We start from the raw sequence: 12,509 nt of genomic DNA on the forward strand, positions 1-12,509 counted from the left end.
CGTTATTACTCATCGCTTCTTACGGCACGGTAGTGTGACGTGATTTTTGGAATGGACATTCGGGTGGCAACATGATGCGAAAAACTTCTTCTTTACGCGGTCTGGTGGCGGGTTCTGCGCTGCTGGTCCTTTTTGCACCTTCGCTGTACGCAGCGGAACAGGCGGCCCCCGAGGCTCCGCCGGTTGATGCGCGCGCCTGGATCCTGATGGACTACGCCAGCGGCAAAGTGCTGGCCGAAGGCAATGCGGACGAGAAACTCGACCCTGCAAGCCTGACAAAAATCATGACCAGCTACGTGGTAGGGCAGGCGCTCAAAGCGGGAAAAATCAAGCTCACCGACATGGTGACCATCGGTAAAGACGCCTGGGCGACCGGCAACCCGGCGCTGCGCGGCTCCTCGGTGATGTTCCTCAAGCCCGGCGATCAGGTGGCGGTTTCCGACCTGAACAAAGGGGTAATCATTCAGTCGGGAAATGATGCCTGCATCGCGCTGGCCGATTATGTGGCCGGCAGTCAGGATTCCTTTATTGGTCTGATGAATGGATATGCGCAAAAATTAGGCCTCACCAACACCACCTTTAAAACGGTTCACGGCCTGGATGCGCCGGGCCAGTTCAGTACCGCCCGCGATATGGCGCTGCTTGGTAAGGCGCTGATTCATGACGTGCCGGAAGAGTATGCGATCCATAAAGAGAAAGAGTTCACCTTCAATAAGATCCGCCAGCCGAACCGTAACCGTCTGCTCTGGAGCAGCAACGTTAACGTCGACGGCATGAAAACCGGGACCACGGCGGGAGCAGGGTATAACCTCGTGGCCTCGGCGACCCAGGGCGATATGCGTCTGATCTCGGTGGTGCTGGGCACCAAAACCGACCGCATCCGCTTTAACGAGTCGGAAAAACTGCTGACCTGGGGCTTCCGCTTCTTCGAAACCGTCACGCCGATTAAGCCGGATGCGACCTTTGTCAGCCAGCGCGTCTGGTTTGGCGACAAGAGCGAAGTTAATCTCGGCGCCGGGGAGAGCGGCTCTGTCACCATTCCGCGCGGCCAGCTTAAAAACCTGAAAGCCAGCTACACGCTTACCGACAAACAGCTCACTGCTCCGCTGAAAAAAGGCCAGGTGGTGGGCACCATCGACTTCCAGCTGAACGGCAAATCCATCGAGCAGCGTCCGCTGGTGGTGATGGAAGCGGTGGAAGAGGGCGGCTTCTTCGGCCGGATGTGGGATTACGTAATGATGAAATTCCACGAATGGTTTGGCGGCTGGTTTAAGTAGTTGAAAACATCGCCGGGTGGCGGCTTCGCCTTACCCGGCCTACAAAACCGTGCGCCGGCCAATAAACCGCACGATATCGTAGGCCCGTGCAAGCGCAGCGCCGCCGGGCACTAACCGCACTCAGTACATCAGTTTAATCTGCTGCGCCTTCGCGTAAGCTACCATTTCCTCATCCGGACGGCAGTTGCTCACGAGGGCATCAAAGCAGGTCAGTTCGCCCATCCGTGCCGGGCGCACTTTGCCAATCTTGCTATGATCCACCACCAGCACATGGTACTGGGCCATGTTCATCGCCCACTGTTTTACCGGCAGCTCGTCCAGATTAAAGCAGGTCGCTCCCTGACGGACATGCACGCCCGCCGCGGAGTAAAAAGCGATATCCGGGCACAGATTATTCAGCGTGTCCTGCAGATTCAGCGGTTTGAAAATCGCATTGCTGGCGTGGAATTCGCCGCCGCAGAGGATCACCCGGCACGCGGGTTTTTCCTGTAAGGCAAGAAAGGTGTTCAGGGAGTAGCAGACGCCGGTAAAGGGCAGGTCGTTATCAATGGCTTCGATGATCCAGGGCGTGGTGGTGCCGCAATCGAAAAACAGCGTCTGGTGAGGTTGCACCAGCGAGGCGGCCAGACGCGCGGCTTTGCGCTTCTCTTCCACCAGGCGGGTTTTTTGATCGCTCAGCAAATAGTGGCTGGCGCTGCGGGGCTCGAGGACGATATAGCCGCCCAGCAGCACCACAGGGCCACTTTCGCTATTGAGATCGCGACGAATGGTCATCTCGGAGACACCCAGCAGCGCGGCGGCTTCTTTCAGGTGCAATTTGTCGCTGCGCTTGAGCGCATTAATCAGTTGAGCCAGCCGTTCGTCACGTCGTGTTTCCATAGGTCCTCGGAGCCAAAAATTAACCCCCGTTACGCCGGGGGCTCAAGTTTAACTCGCTAAACCCGAATTAGTCACGTATCCAGCCTTTGCGGATCGGCAGGGCAAAGCAGAACCGGTGCAGCCGTGAGAGGCGTTGATAGATAACGTCACCGCAGAGACTCCACAGGATCTGCGCGCTCAGGCAGCCCAGCATGCCGACCATCAGCCCGCCCAGCATGTCCATCGGCCAGTGCACGCCAAGGTAGACGCGGGACCAGGCGATGGCGCAGGCCACCATCATCAGGACGATGCCGGACCAGACGCGATGCCAGAACAGGAACGCCAGCGCAAAGGTGAAGATGACGGTGCCGTGGTCGCTCGGGAAGGAGTCGTCAGCGGCATGATGCAGGAAGTTATAGCCGACACGATCGACAAAGGGGCGGTCATGCGGGAAGAGGTGTCCCAGCAGCCACGACGCCGCCAGGCTAATCAGCAGCGCCATAGCGATTTTAATCACCAGCTGACGCTGGGCACCCACCTGCCTGCGCGGCCCCCACAGCCAGAGGATGGCAATCAGCGCCGGCACGATGCTAATCAGATCTTTCGCCACAAAGGTGGCGAGCTTGATGCTCCACGCCGGTGAAGCAGGTGTGGCGTTAATCAGTTCAAACAGTCCGTAGTTCAGATTTTCTAACATACCCTCGTCACTCTTTTGCAAACCAGGCGGAAACAAGCCCGTAGGCCACCACCTGTGAAAACCACACCCACCAGCCTGCCCACAGGTTATGGGAGAAGAAATGTGCGCCGCGCATCACCTGGCCATAGCCCATGGCCAGCCCGAGCAGAATACCCGCTGCCACCATCGCCCATGCCAGTCGTGGCCGCTCGTGCCAGAAGGTAAAGAACAGCCCCATCACCATAAAGCCGCTTGAGGCATGTCCGCCCGGAAAACAGCGCCCAGGACCACTGCCGACGGGGGCAGTACCAAACAGGGGATACGACAGCGCTTTGCCGCCGTACTCCACCAGATCCCAGGGACAGCTGTGATGGCTGATGGCTTTCATTATGCCAACCACCGCCGTGCCCAGCCCCATCAGCAATGCCCCCGTCACCCATTGGGCGTTGCGCCGGTACGCACCGTAAAGGAGGGTCACCGCCGCCAGGGCAATGGTCAGGTATTTCGCCAGTCGATGATTAAGCAGGTCCAGCAGCGCATTCTGCTGCAGCGGAAAGTGCTGAGTCGCCGCGTCATACCAGTAGCCCGTCAGCATCCGGTCGAGGGTCTCAGCCCGCGAAAGCCAGGTAAAAACCCCGGCCAGAACCAGCAGCACAATAAGCTGATAACCATAAAAACGTACCGGCAAGCGGTAAAGGGGTTTTGTCTTAGAACTCTTTAACTTAGACAATTCTGAAGCGGAGGAAATCTGTGTCATAATTAGGGTCAATGACTGGAAAAGTGCAAGCATACGGATGCCAACTTAAGGAAACCTTAAACGACGGCGATTTGTGCCTTATTTCTGAGTTGCTGCGTGAATCTGCTATCTCTGACGCGGCCATTTCATTACACTCTGCGCGATTTTTTATCGGATATTGAGACTCCATGTTAAACCGTTCTTCTTCTGGCACTCGCCTGGGGCGTCAGGCGTTGTTGTTCCCCCTGTGTCTGGTGCTTTACGAATTCTCCACCTATATCGGAAACGATATGATCCAGCCCGGCATGCTGGCGGTGGTGGAGCAGTACAACGCCGGGATCGAGTGGGTTCCCACCTCCATGACAGCCTATCTGGCGGGGGGGATGTTTTTACAGTGGCTGCTCGGGCCGCTGTCGGATCGTATTGGCCGTCGTCCGGTGATGCTCACCGGGGTGGCGTGGTTTATCGTCACCTGCCTGGCGACCCTGCTGGCGCAAACCATCGAGCAGTTTATGGTGCTGCGGTTTTTGCAGGGGGTCAGCCTGTGCTTTATTGGCGCGGTCGGGTATGCCGCCATCCAGGAGTCGTTTGAGGAGGCGGTGTGCATCAAAATCACCGCCCTGATGGCTAACGTGGCGCTGATTGCACCCCTGCTGGGCCCGCTGGTGGGAGCGGCCTGGGTACACGTCGCCCCCTGGGAGGGGATGTTTGTGCTGTTTGCGGCGCTGGCGGCCATCTCTTTTTACGGCCTGCACCGGGCGATGCCGGAAACCGCCACCCGTATCGGCGAGAAGCTCTCATTGCAGGAGCTGGGGCGTGACTATAAAGACGTGCTGAAAAATGTCCGCTTCGTGGCGGGATCGCTGGCAATTGGCTTTGTCTGCCTGCCGCTTCTGGCGTGGATCGCCCAGTCGCCGGTGATCATCATTAGCGGGGAACATCTCAGCAGCTACGAGTATGGCCTGCTGCAGGTGCCGATTTTTGGCGCGCTGATTGTGGGTAACATCGTGCTGGCCCGCCTGACCTCGCGTCGTACCGTGCGCTCGCTGATCATCATGGGCGGCTGGCCCATCGTCATTGGGCTGGTGGTGGCCGCGGTGGCGACGGTGGTGTCTTCGCACGCGTATCTGTGGATGACCGCCGGGCTGAGCATCTACGCGTTTGGCATTGGGCTGGCGAATGCCGGGCTGGTGCGCCTGACGCTGTTCGCCAGCGAGGTGAGCAAAGGGACGGTATCGGCGGCGATGGGCATGCTGCAGATGCTGATCTTCACCGTGGGTATCGAAGTGAGCAAGCACGCCTTCAGCAGCGGCGGCAACGGGCTGTTCAGCCTGTTTAACCTGGCAAACGGCCTGCTGTGGCTGGCGCTGATGTTTGTGTTCCTGAAAGATAAGCGGGTGGGAAGTTCGTTACAGCCGGAGTAAGCGGGCAGGGTGCCCGCTTTTGCCGGGTGGCGCTTCGCTTACCCGGCCTGGAAAACCCTAGGCCCGCGCAAGCGCAGCGCCGCCGGGCATGACCTTAGTTGAACGGCGCCTCGCGGTTCAGGACGCGGTCGATAACCTCCAGCACCCCTTCCTCGTTATTGTGCGGCGCTTCATAGCGGGCGACCGCTTTGATGTGCTCCCGGGCGTTGGCCATGGCAAAGCCGAATCCGGCCTGGCTCAGCATCTCCACGTCGTTACCGCTGTCGCCAAAGGCGACCACTTCGCTGTCGTCAATGCCCCACAGCTCCTGAAGCAGACGCAGGCCGTTGGCCTTGTGAATACCCGGCAGGATCAGGTCGATGTTGCCGTGCCCGGTGGTGACCGGCACCATAATATCGCTCAGCTTCTGGTGGATCATTTCCTGAATACGCGGGATCTCTTCGTCCGGCAGATTGAGCCCGAACTTAAAGAAGATGTCGTTGAAATTGTCGAAGTTATCCACCTTTTCCAGACGGTGATAATACTTCGCAGCCATATCGTGAAAATCTTCGCCATAGTGCTTGAGGGTATAGGCGCTGCCTTTGCCGCAGGCGATCACTTCCACTTCGGGGATGGAGCAGAGAAACTCCGCCACGGTGGCGAACTGCGCCTGGGTTAACTCGCCGTTGTAGACATCTTCCCCGGCGTTCACTACCCAGCCGCCGTTTTCGGCGACAAAGGCGATCTCATCGGCTATCTCCGGGAAAAAGGAGATCAGCTGGTAATACTGGTTGCCGCTGGCAACCACAAACCGAATACCCTGTTCCTTCATCTGCGCATACTGGCGCAGAAAGCGCGGGCGATTGTACTCCTTCGCATCGCTCAGGAAGGTGCCATCCATATCAACCGCAATCATTTTAACGCTCATATCCATTCTCCATGACAGATCCAGCCTGTGCTGCCGGTTTGGCGACCGCCCGGGCAACCAGGGCGGCAATCATCACTAATCCCAGTACCACCATCATCGCGCTGCGCAAGCCATAGTGTTCGCCGAGGAAGCCCAGCAGCGGCGGGCCCACCAGGAAGGCGAGATAGCCGGTGGTGGCGACCACGCTGACGCGGGTCGGGGCATCCGGGCCGGTATCGCTGGCCGCCGAAATGGTGAGCGGGAAGCCGAGCGAGGCGCCAAGCCCCCACAGGATCACCGACACCCCCGCAATCCAGTCGACATCGACAAAAATAATTAACGCAATGCCCAGCCCGCCGAGCAGGGCGCTGGCGCGCACCACCGTCACGCGGCTGTAACGATCGATAAACCAGCCGCCGGTAAAGCGGCCGACGGTCATGCCCAGGGTAAACCCGGCGTAAATCAGTGAGCCGGAGGTGGGGCTGAATCCGTGACCGTCCACCATCAGCAGCGGCAGCCAGTCGTTTGCGGACCCCTCAGCAAAGGCCATCGCCAGCACCACCACGCCTATCAGCATCAGCTGCATATCGCGATAAAACGGCAGCCCCTTCTCACCGCTTTTGCTCTCGCCCGCCTGGTTTTTGCCGTTGCCGTCCGGGATGGCGGTGATCCCCAGCAGAACCGGGGCGATACAGACCAGCGCCGCCAGCAAAATATGCAGATTCGCGGCGATGCCGGAGGCGGTCAGCGCCATGCCGACGCCTGCGCCAGCCAGCGTGCCGAGGCTGTAAAAACCGTGCATCATTGGCAGCACGGTTTTATTCATCTCGCGCTCAATGGTGGCGCCTTCAACGTTAATCGCCACCTCTGCTGCGCCAAAGCTGCCGCCGAAGACGGTGAGCCCGAGAGCAAACGCCAGCGGCGAGGCGAACCACAGCGCAACGCTGAGCATCATCATACCGACAATCGCGCAGCACATGGTGGTGCGGATCACTGTTCGCGTGCCGAAGCGCTTAACCAGCCAGGCGGAACAGAGGATGCCGCTCATCGAGCCTATCGACAGGCCAAATAATACGATGCCCATTTCCGCCGTTGAGACCGACAAAATGTCGCGGATAGCGGGGGTGCGCGTGGCCCAGGAGGCCATTAACAGGCCGGGAATAAAGAAGAACATAAACAGCGCCCACAGGCGGCGTTGCAGAATTTTGCGCGATGAGATGACGGTCATGATTTCTGTACCAGAGGGACAACACAGGAGACAACACTAGCAAGTTTGTGTACATTTGTACATAAATTCGCTGAGGTAAAAATGAACAGACGACCCAACGATCCGCAACGGCGGGAGAGGATCCTGCAGGCCACCCTGGACACCATAGCCGAACACGGCCTGAACGCCGTCACCCACCGCAAAATCGCCAGCTGCGCCGGGGTGCCGCTGGGGTCGATGACCTACTATTTTGCCGGCATGGAGGCGCTGCTCGAAGAGGCCTTCACCTGGTTCACGCAGCAGATGTCGGTGCAGTACCGCGAGTTTTTTGCCGGCGTAACGGGCCCGGAAATGGCCTGTGATTCCATCACCACGCTGATTTACAGCTCTGAAGTCACCACGCCGCACAATATGGAGCTTATGTACCAGCTGTACGCCTTTATGAACCGCAGCCCGTCGTTAAAAACCGTGATGCAGGACTGGATGAAGACCAGCCAGACCGTGCTGGAGCAGTGGTTCGATCCGGTGACCGCCCGCGCGCTGGATGCCTTTATCGAAGGAATGACGCTTCATTTTGTGACTGACAGACAGCCATTATCGCGGGAAGAGCTAAGAGCAATGGTAGGAAGGATCGCAGGGGAGAGTGCAGTCTGAAAGCGCCGTCATGTACCCTGCCAGGGTACATGACGGGCCTGATTTATTTAATGAGGAACGGACCGCGGATAATGTCCGACAGCCATACGCCAATTTTATGCGCGACGTAGATGCAGATGCAGGTATAAATAACAGCCGCCAGCGGGTTTGGAATAGTAAATTGCAGTCCCAGTAAGCCGATGAATAAAGGAATCAGCGATTTAACTATATATTCGAGGCCGCAAATGTTTAACGTATTTTTCCCGACGTTAATAACATACTTTGATTCACAAATCGCTTTTGCAACAAACACGCAGGTCAGTATTAAACACAGCGTTGTGAAGATGTTATTAAACATGCCAACAGCCGCATAACCTGCAAGCGAAGGCTGAATTTTCTGTAAAACAGCTAAGAGCAGTGAACTTGAATTGAACAATTGATACGCAGTGATCAACCCCAAAACGGCAAATAAGACCGCACCGGGAACGGATTTGGAAAATGCCTTACTGTTCTGCAGCGTGCTGAACAAGCATCTCCCGGCGGCAAGTGACCACCAGTACGCTAACGCGGAGTCAACGTTAAAAATCCATTTGGGATCAACCAAAGGGTTATGCCCTAATACAGTTTGTGATAACACATAGGCAATCAACGACAGGATGAGCAGCACGACAGGGTTTGTCGTGATTCTCGAAAAGATAAAGTCGATGATAAAAATAGTGAACAGACAATTAATAAACCAAAGGCTGCCGACCGCGGGGGCGTTTCGGATGCCAAAGATAATCTCAATGACGCTTCCTTTTAATCCTTCAATACCACTGCCCGATCCCAACCCGGTTATCAGCAATGTCATAAAGGCAAAAGCAAAGTAGGGCAGGAGCAGTCGCCTGGCTTTATTGATCGTAAACTGGACGAAATTTGATTTCGCTTTATGGGCTGCAAAGAATCCGGCCGCGAAGAAAAACAGTGGCACATGAAAACTAAAGACAAAAGGATAAAGTTTTCCTGCGTAAGTCCCTAAATGCCCTAAATATATTGCCGATATCCCTAAGAACTTCATGGCATCTACCCAGTCATATCTGGGTTTAATAGTAGACAAATTCATTTATCAGCCTTGAATAAAAACAGTATCGTGAATGGCAGGATTTATATGAAACTTATAAGTTAACTGCATCGTAAGTCTATCATTCATCCTGAATACCGGGAATGGAAAAGTTCTTTTGATATGTGCAGTTAAAATCATTTTAGTTGCGGGGAGCTCCCCGCCCTGACCTTACTCTTCCCCCCTGGTATAACCGAAATCAAACCCCCACAGCACGTTTTCTCGCAGGAACTGATTCATCGGATAGCTATAGCTTTGTCCGATGCTGACCGCGTGAACAATGCGCAACACCGTCCCTGCGCTCAGGTGCAGAGGTTCATCGGTAATCGAAATCCTGGCCCCTGCTAATCCGTCTTTTAAGTTTTGGTAAGCCTGAGATTGTGTGATGTCGTTATTAATGACGCTGAACGTCACCAGCAGGACGGCAATCAACCCCACCGGGAATACCAGAGGATGATGATTGATAAAGAACAGGGTGCGCGAGGGGCGCCGGGTCAATATCGCCGCCGTCAGGGGGACCAACAGTAAATAGAGTAGTTTTGCCAGATGGGTAAGGGCGCCCACCAGAGAGAAAATCAGCGCAACTGGCGGCACAATCACCGCACGGGCTGCATCTTCCCCCAGCTTTTCATTTGCGCCACCCGGGCTGTAGCTTGTTGCCGCCGCGCGCAGCTCAGGTAGCTGTTGCTTTACGGCCTCATTGAGATGAGGGGCATGCAGCTCAAGGGCAAAACGCTTGAGCTTATCGTTAAGCGGGTACTCCTCGCGAACCAGGGTCCCGTCCGGGAGCAGCAATTTCTGGCGTAACTCTTTCTGCACCATGTCCAGGCGGAAAAAGACGCCCCAGTTGAGGCGCTTAGGAATGGTCACACCTTTATAGACTACGGTCCGCTGAGCGAGATATTTCTGCCTGGCGGCTTTCGCCACGGCGGCGTTAAAACCGGCACGATCGGACGGCATCCAGTCACCGCTCACCGGCACACCCTGGCCGCGAACCTGCTTGCGGACGCTGGCGTAGTAACGGCGTGGGACGTTCCAGGTTTTCAGCCGCTTCGCCTCAAGCGATCGCTCATAGCGTTGCCAGGCTCTGGCCTGCTCCTGGCGCACCGTTTCGCTGATGTCCATTTCGTCGTTGTAATAGGCCGTGAACTGGTTGTACACCTCCTGACGCGCGTGCTGCCAGGCTTTGTAATAGCCAAGAATGCCGCCCTCGCGGGCGCTGATGTTGTCGCGTAAATTCTGCTCCATACCGCTTTCCAGCAAACTACGGTAGCGATCGGAGGCACTCAACAGGATCGGCAGCGTTGCCAGAAATGCCTTTCCTGAAGGGCTGGTCCAGGTTTGCACCTGGCTGCCTGTACTGTCCAGAGGAACACCCTGCAGCGTCTGCTGCCCTTCAATTAACGCATGCTGGTAGAGCTGCGCCAGGAGCGACATCTGACGAAATTCCCCCGTGCTCCTGGATACCTGACGCTCAATCACCCATTCCACGGCATGCCAGGTGAGGGTACCGGTCACCAGGCAGATCAGCAGCACCGCGCCGGTACTGGCTTTTGCGCTCAGCTGGCTGCCTTTTTTCTTCAGCCGGACAAGGCCCATAAGCGAGAACTGTAACGCCAGCAGCGCGGCGGCTATGGCGGTTAAGGTCCGGCCGTAGCGTTCCATATTATGAACTTCTTCAGCGGTTGAGACGCTGCCGACCAGGTCCAGAAGGCGGGAGTTGAACGCCAGTTCACAGATGAGATAGGTGAGGGTAATGCCCGTTACCAGCCAGTTTTGCCAGCAGGGGAGGGGTGAACGCTTGATCCCGCCCTGCGGCCAGGTCTTTTCCAGAACCTGCCCGGTCATGATTTAAGCTCCAGGCTGGTCTGACGGGTTGTCGTCGGGGCATAGATCTCAGTGGGCACAGAATTGTCCAGCTCTGGCTGAGCAACTTTCGGCGGGAGGGGTTCCACCGTTTTTGTGGGCGTACGTTTTACCGGCTTCGCCACGGGCTGCGCTTTAGCTTTGTGGGTCGTTTTAGCCTGCCCGCGGGTGTTGCTCTGCACCGTTTTTGCTTTCTGGATCGGCAGGCGGCGATGGTAGACCTCGCCATGCTGCCAGCTGAACTGTTCGATACGGTTGTCGGCGGGGAAATTGAGCTGCAGTTTGTCCGCGCTGGCGGTAATGTCCGGCCCTGCATCGCACACGCCCGTGAAGGCCCACTCCTGGGAACGGGTATTTTGCAGGTCGACCAGACGATACTGCGCCGGGCAGGTCGGCGTCGCTACTTTCAGCAGCAGCAACGTATGCCCTTCGATGTGATACTGATTGATAATCCTCGCCCAGCTTACGCCCTCCAGCGGGCGCTCAATCATCAGGTTGCTCCATTTCAGGCTGTAGCGACCGTTCAGTTCCCTCAACGTCCCCGTTGAACCCTCTGCCAGGGTGAACTTGCCAACTTCGTTACCCAGTACGCTCGCCAGATCGGTATTGAACAGAATTTTGCCGTTTTTATCGTAACGGACGGAGCAGCCGCTTAACCCGATGATGACGGCCAGCACCAGCAAGCTACGTAGGGTGAGGTTGTGGGGTAACATACGCATCAACTATTTCCGTTATGTTCGTTATTGTATTAATGGGCAAGGTAACCGGTTGGGCACGGATAATTTGCCACGGAGGGTTTCGGCGACCGCTTTATAGATTTCTCTTAAGGGCAGATAAGCCAGGAAAACGCATTCTGATGGAGGAAAAAAGGGCCGTGCGCAGCGCCAGATATCACCTGGTGCTCGTCCATGAGAAAAACGTCAAAAAATTTAACATGTTAAATGAGTGCGTCAATCTCCAATTCTGGTAGCTTCCGGCGAGATCGTTCGGCCTGAAATAAAAGAACGGGCGAGTATTTGTACACCGAAATTTTATTTCAGGTAATTGGGAGTTCCATCAGCGCTATTATTTTCCAGGTGCGTTAGCCTTAACTTTTCAGCCCATCCTCGTTATTTATTAACCAAATTTAACTGCCTTGCTCTTCCTATCATGACAGCGTGGAACGGTATTTTATCCGGGTAAAATTGACGGGCGGTAAATCTCGCTATACACTTTATTTTTTTTACCCGGATAAAAAGGTGAGACATGCCTACCCTTACCCTGACCGCCTTCTGGCGGAACCAGCAAATCGCGCACGGTAGCCTGAGCGAACTGTTGCATCAGATACAATCCGCTAACATCGGGAGTGAAACCGTTTTCATCTTTAACGATCGCAGCGGAAAGCGCCTCGATATTCACGTTAACGGAGATATTGCCAGCGCCCTGGCGGCTTACCCGGAACTGGCGGAAAGCAACCCCGTTAAATCCCGGGGGCGGCCAAAACTGGGCGTGTCGGCGAAAGAGGTGACTTTGTTACCCCGTCACTGGGAGTGGCTGGCCACCCAGCCGGGTGGGGCCTCTGCCACGCTGCGCAGGCTTATCGATCAGGCAAGAAAAACCGGTAAACCGGTGGATAACACGCGCCAGCGGCACGATCGCGCCTATCACTTTATGTATGAGATTGCGGGGGATCTGCCTGGCTATGAGGCCAGCATGCGCGCGCTGTTTGCGGACGATGAAGCGGCGTTTACGGCATGTGTTGCCGGATGGCCACAGGATCTTCGCCAGTACGCGCTGCGGTTAGCCTTTGGGAAAGAAGAGGAGGGGCCGGGCGCTTAAAATCTCTACAAATGTAAATTTCTGTGCAA

The 12,509-nt window shown here is 56.1% G+C and carries 12 protein-coding genes; 4 read left to right on the forward strand and 8 right to left on the reverse strand.

The features are described 5' to 3' along the window. Positions 1–71: 71 nt before the first annotated feature. Positions 72–1,277 carry a serine-type D-Ala-D-Ala carboxypeptidase gene (gene dacC, locus NB069_RS06760; protein ID WP_250588654.1) on the forward strand — a complete coding sequence of 402 codons (1,206 nt, stop codon included), beginning with the start codon at positions 72–74 and terminating at the stop codon, positions 1,275–1,277. 120 nt (positions 1,278–1,397) lie between these two features. On the opposite strand, the gene deoR is transcribed toward dacC, so the two are convergent. The 3 genes from deoR to NB069_RS06775 all read right to left on the reverse strand — a co-directional run bounded on the left by deoR (position 1,398) and on the right by NB069_RS06775 (position 3,568). Beyond that, complete coding sequence (gene deoR, locus NB069_RS06765) at positions 1,398–2,156, reverse strand: DNA-binding transcriptional repressor DeoR (protein ID WP_250588655.1); 759 nt, start codon at positions 2,154–2,156, stop codon at positions 1,398–1,400. Between the two features lie 67 nt (positions 2,157–2,223). Then, entirely contained in the window at positions 2,224–2,832 is a 609-nt protein-coding gene (gene ybjG / locus NB069_RS06770) for an undecaprenyl-diphosphate phosphatase (RefSeq protein WP_250588656.1), read from the reverse strand. Positions 2,833–2,839: 7 nt separating this feature from the next. Next, positions 2,840–3,568 carry a phosphatase PAP2 family protein gene (locus NB069_RS06775; protein WP_250588657.1) on the reverse strand — a complete coding sequence of 243 codons (729 nt, stop codon included), beginning with the start codon at positions 3,566–3,568 and terminating at the stop codon, positions 2,840–2,842. A 167-nt stretch (positions 3,569–3,735) separates the two neighbouring features. Here NB069_RS06775 and NB069_RS06780 point away from each other — a divergent pair, with 167 nt between their 5' ends. Then, entirely contained in the window at positions 3,736–4,971 is a 1,236-nt protein-coding gene (locus NB069_RS06780) for an MFS transporter (RefSeq protein WP_250588658.1), read from the forward strand. A 94-nt stretch (positions 4,972–5,065) separates the two neighbouring features. On the opposite strand, the gene NB069_RS06785 is transcribed toward NB069_RS06780, so the two are convergent. Beyond that, the gene (locus NB069_RS06785) at positions 5,066–5,878 is read right to left on the reverse strand and encodes a Cof-type HAD-IIB family hydrolase (RefSeq protein WP_250588659.1); all 813 of its coding nucleotides are present in this window, start codon (positions 5,876–5,878) and stop codon (positions 5,066–5,068) included. Then, complete coding sequence (locus NB069_RS06790) at positions 5,868–7,085, reverse strand: MFS transporter (RefSeq protein WP_250588660.1); 1,218 nt, start codon at positions 7,083–7,085, stop codon at positions 5,868–5,870. The genes NB069_RS06785 and NB069_RS06790 overlap by 11 nt, the downstream gene beginning before the upstream one ends. 81 nt (positions 7,086–7,166) lie before the next feature. Between NB069_RS06790 and NB069_RS06795 the strand changes: the two genes are divergently transcribed. Then, positions 7,167–7,718, forward strand: a complete 552-nt coding sequence (locus NB069_RS06795) for a TetR/AcrR family transcriptional regulator (RefSeq protein WP_250588661.1) — start codon at positions 7,167–7,169, stop codon at positions 7,716–7,718. A 43-nt stretch (positions 7,719–7,761) separates the two neighbouring features. On the opposite strand, the gene NB069_RS06800 is transcribed toward NB069_RS06795, so the two are convergent. The 3 genes from NB069_RS06800 to NB069_RS06810 form a co-directional block, all read right to left on the reverse strand. Continuing rightward, positions 7,762–8,754, reverse strand: coding sequence for an acyltransferase family protein (locus NB069_RS06800; protein ID WP_250588662.1), 993 nt, complete (start codon positions 8,752–8,754; stop codon positions 7,762–7,764). Positions 8,755–8,967: 213 nt separating this feature from the next. Beyond that, complete coding sequence (locus NB069_RS06805) at positions 8,968–10,644, reverse strand: hypothetical protein (RefSeq protein ID WP_250588663.1); 1,677 nt, start codon at positions 10,642–10,644, stop codon at positions 8,968–8,970. Next, positions 10,641–11,381, reverse strand: a complete 741-nt coding sequence (locus NB069_RS06810; RefSeq protein ID WP_250588664.1) for a hypothetical protein — start codon at positions 11,379–11,381, stop codon at positions 10,641–10,643. The genes NB069_RS06805 and NB069_RS06810 overlap by 4 nt, the downstream gene beginning before the upstream one ends. A gap of 526 nt (positions 11,382–11,907) precedes the next feature. Between NB069_RS06810 and NB069_RS06815 the strand changes: the two genes are divergently transcribed. Next, the gene (locus NB069_RS06815) at positions 11,908–12,480 is read left to right on the forward strand and encodes a DUF2239 family protein (RefSeq protein ID WP_250588665.1); all 573 of its coding nucleotides are present in this window, start codon (positions 11,908–11,910) and stop codon (positions 12,478–12,480) included. Positions 12,481–12,509 lie beyond the last annotated feature (29 nt).

The sequence above is a fragment of the Leclercia adecarboxylata genome, from assembly GCF_023639785.1.
GTDB classification, from domain to species: Bacteria; Pseudomonadota; Gammaproteobacteria; order Enterobacterales; family Enterobacteriaceae; genus Enterobacter; species Enterobacter adecarboxylatus_D.

What these genes read in the sequence shown, in the direction of transcription:
- dacC (WP_250588654.1), top strand. Translation starts at nt 72, where the DNA reads ATGATGCGAAAAACTTCTTCTTTACGCGGTCTGGTGGCGGGTTCTGCG.
- deoR (WP_250588655.1), bottom strand. Translation starts at nt 2,156, where the DNA reads ATGGAAACACGACGTGACGAACGGCTGGCTCAACTGATTAATGCGCTC.
- ybjG (WP_250588656.1), bottom strand. Translation starts at nt 2,832, where the DNA reads ATGTTAGAAAATCTGAACTACGGACTGTTTGAACTGATTAACGCCACA.
- NB069_RS06775 (WP_250588657.1), bottom strand. Translation starts at nt 3,568, where the DNA reads ATGACACAGATTTCCTCCGCTTCAGAATTGTCTAAGTTAAAGAGTTCT.
- NB069_RS06780 (WP_250588658.1), top strand. Translation starts at nt 3,736, where the DNA reads ATGTTAAACCGTTCTTCTTCTGGCACTCGCCTGGGGCGTCAGGCGTTG.
- NB069_RS06785 (WP_250588659.1), bottom strand. Translation starts at nt 5,878, where the DNA reads ATGAGCGTTAAAATGATTGCGGTTGATATGGATGGCACCTTCCTGAGC.
- NB069_RS06790 (WP_250588660.1), bottom strand. Translation starts at nt 7,085, where the DNA reads ATGACCGTCATCTCATCGCGCAAAATTCTGCAACGCCGCCTGTGGGCG.
- NB069_RS06795 (WP_250588661.1), top strand. Translation starts at nt 7,167, where the DNA reads ATGAACAGACGACCCAACGATCCGCAACGGCGGGAGAGGATCCTGCAG.
- NB069_RS06800 (WP_250588662.1), bottom strand. Translation starts at nt 8,754, where the DNA reads ATGAAGTTCTTAGGGATATCGGCAATATATTTAGGGCATTTAGGGACT.
- NB069_RS06805 (WP_250588663.1), bottom strand. Translation starts at nt 10,644, where the DNA reads ATGACCGGGCAGGTTCTGGAAAAGACCTGGCCGCAGGGCGGGATCAAG.
- NB069_RS06810 (WP_250588664.1), bottom strand. Translation starts at nt 11,381, where the DNA reads ATGCGTATGTTACCCCACAACCTCACCCTACGTAGCTTGCTGGTGCTG.
- NB069_RS06815 (WP_250588665.1), top strand. Translation starts at nt 11,908, where the DNA reads ATGCCTACCCTTACCCTGACCGCCTTCTGGCGGAACCAGCAAATCGCG.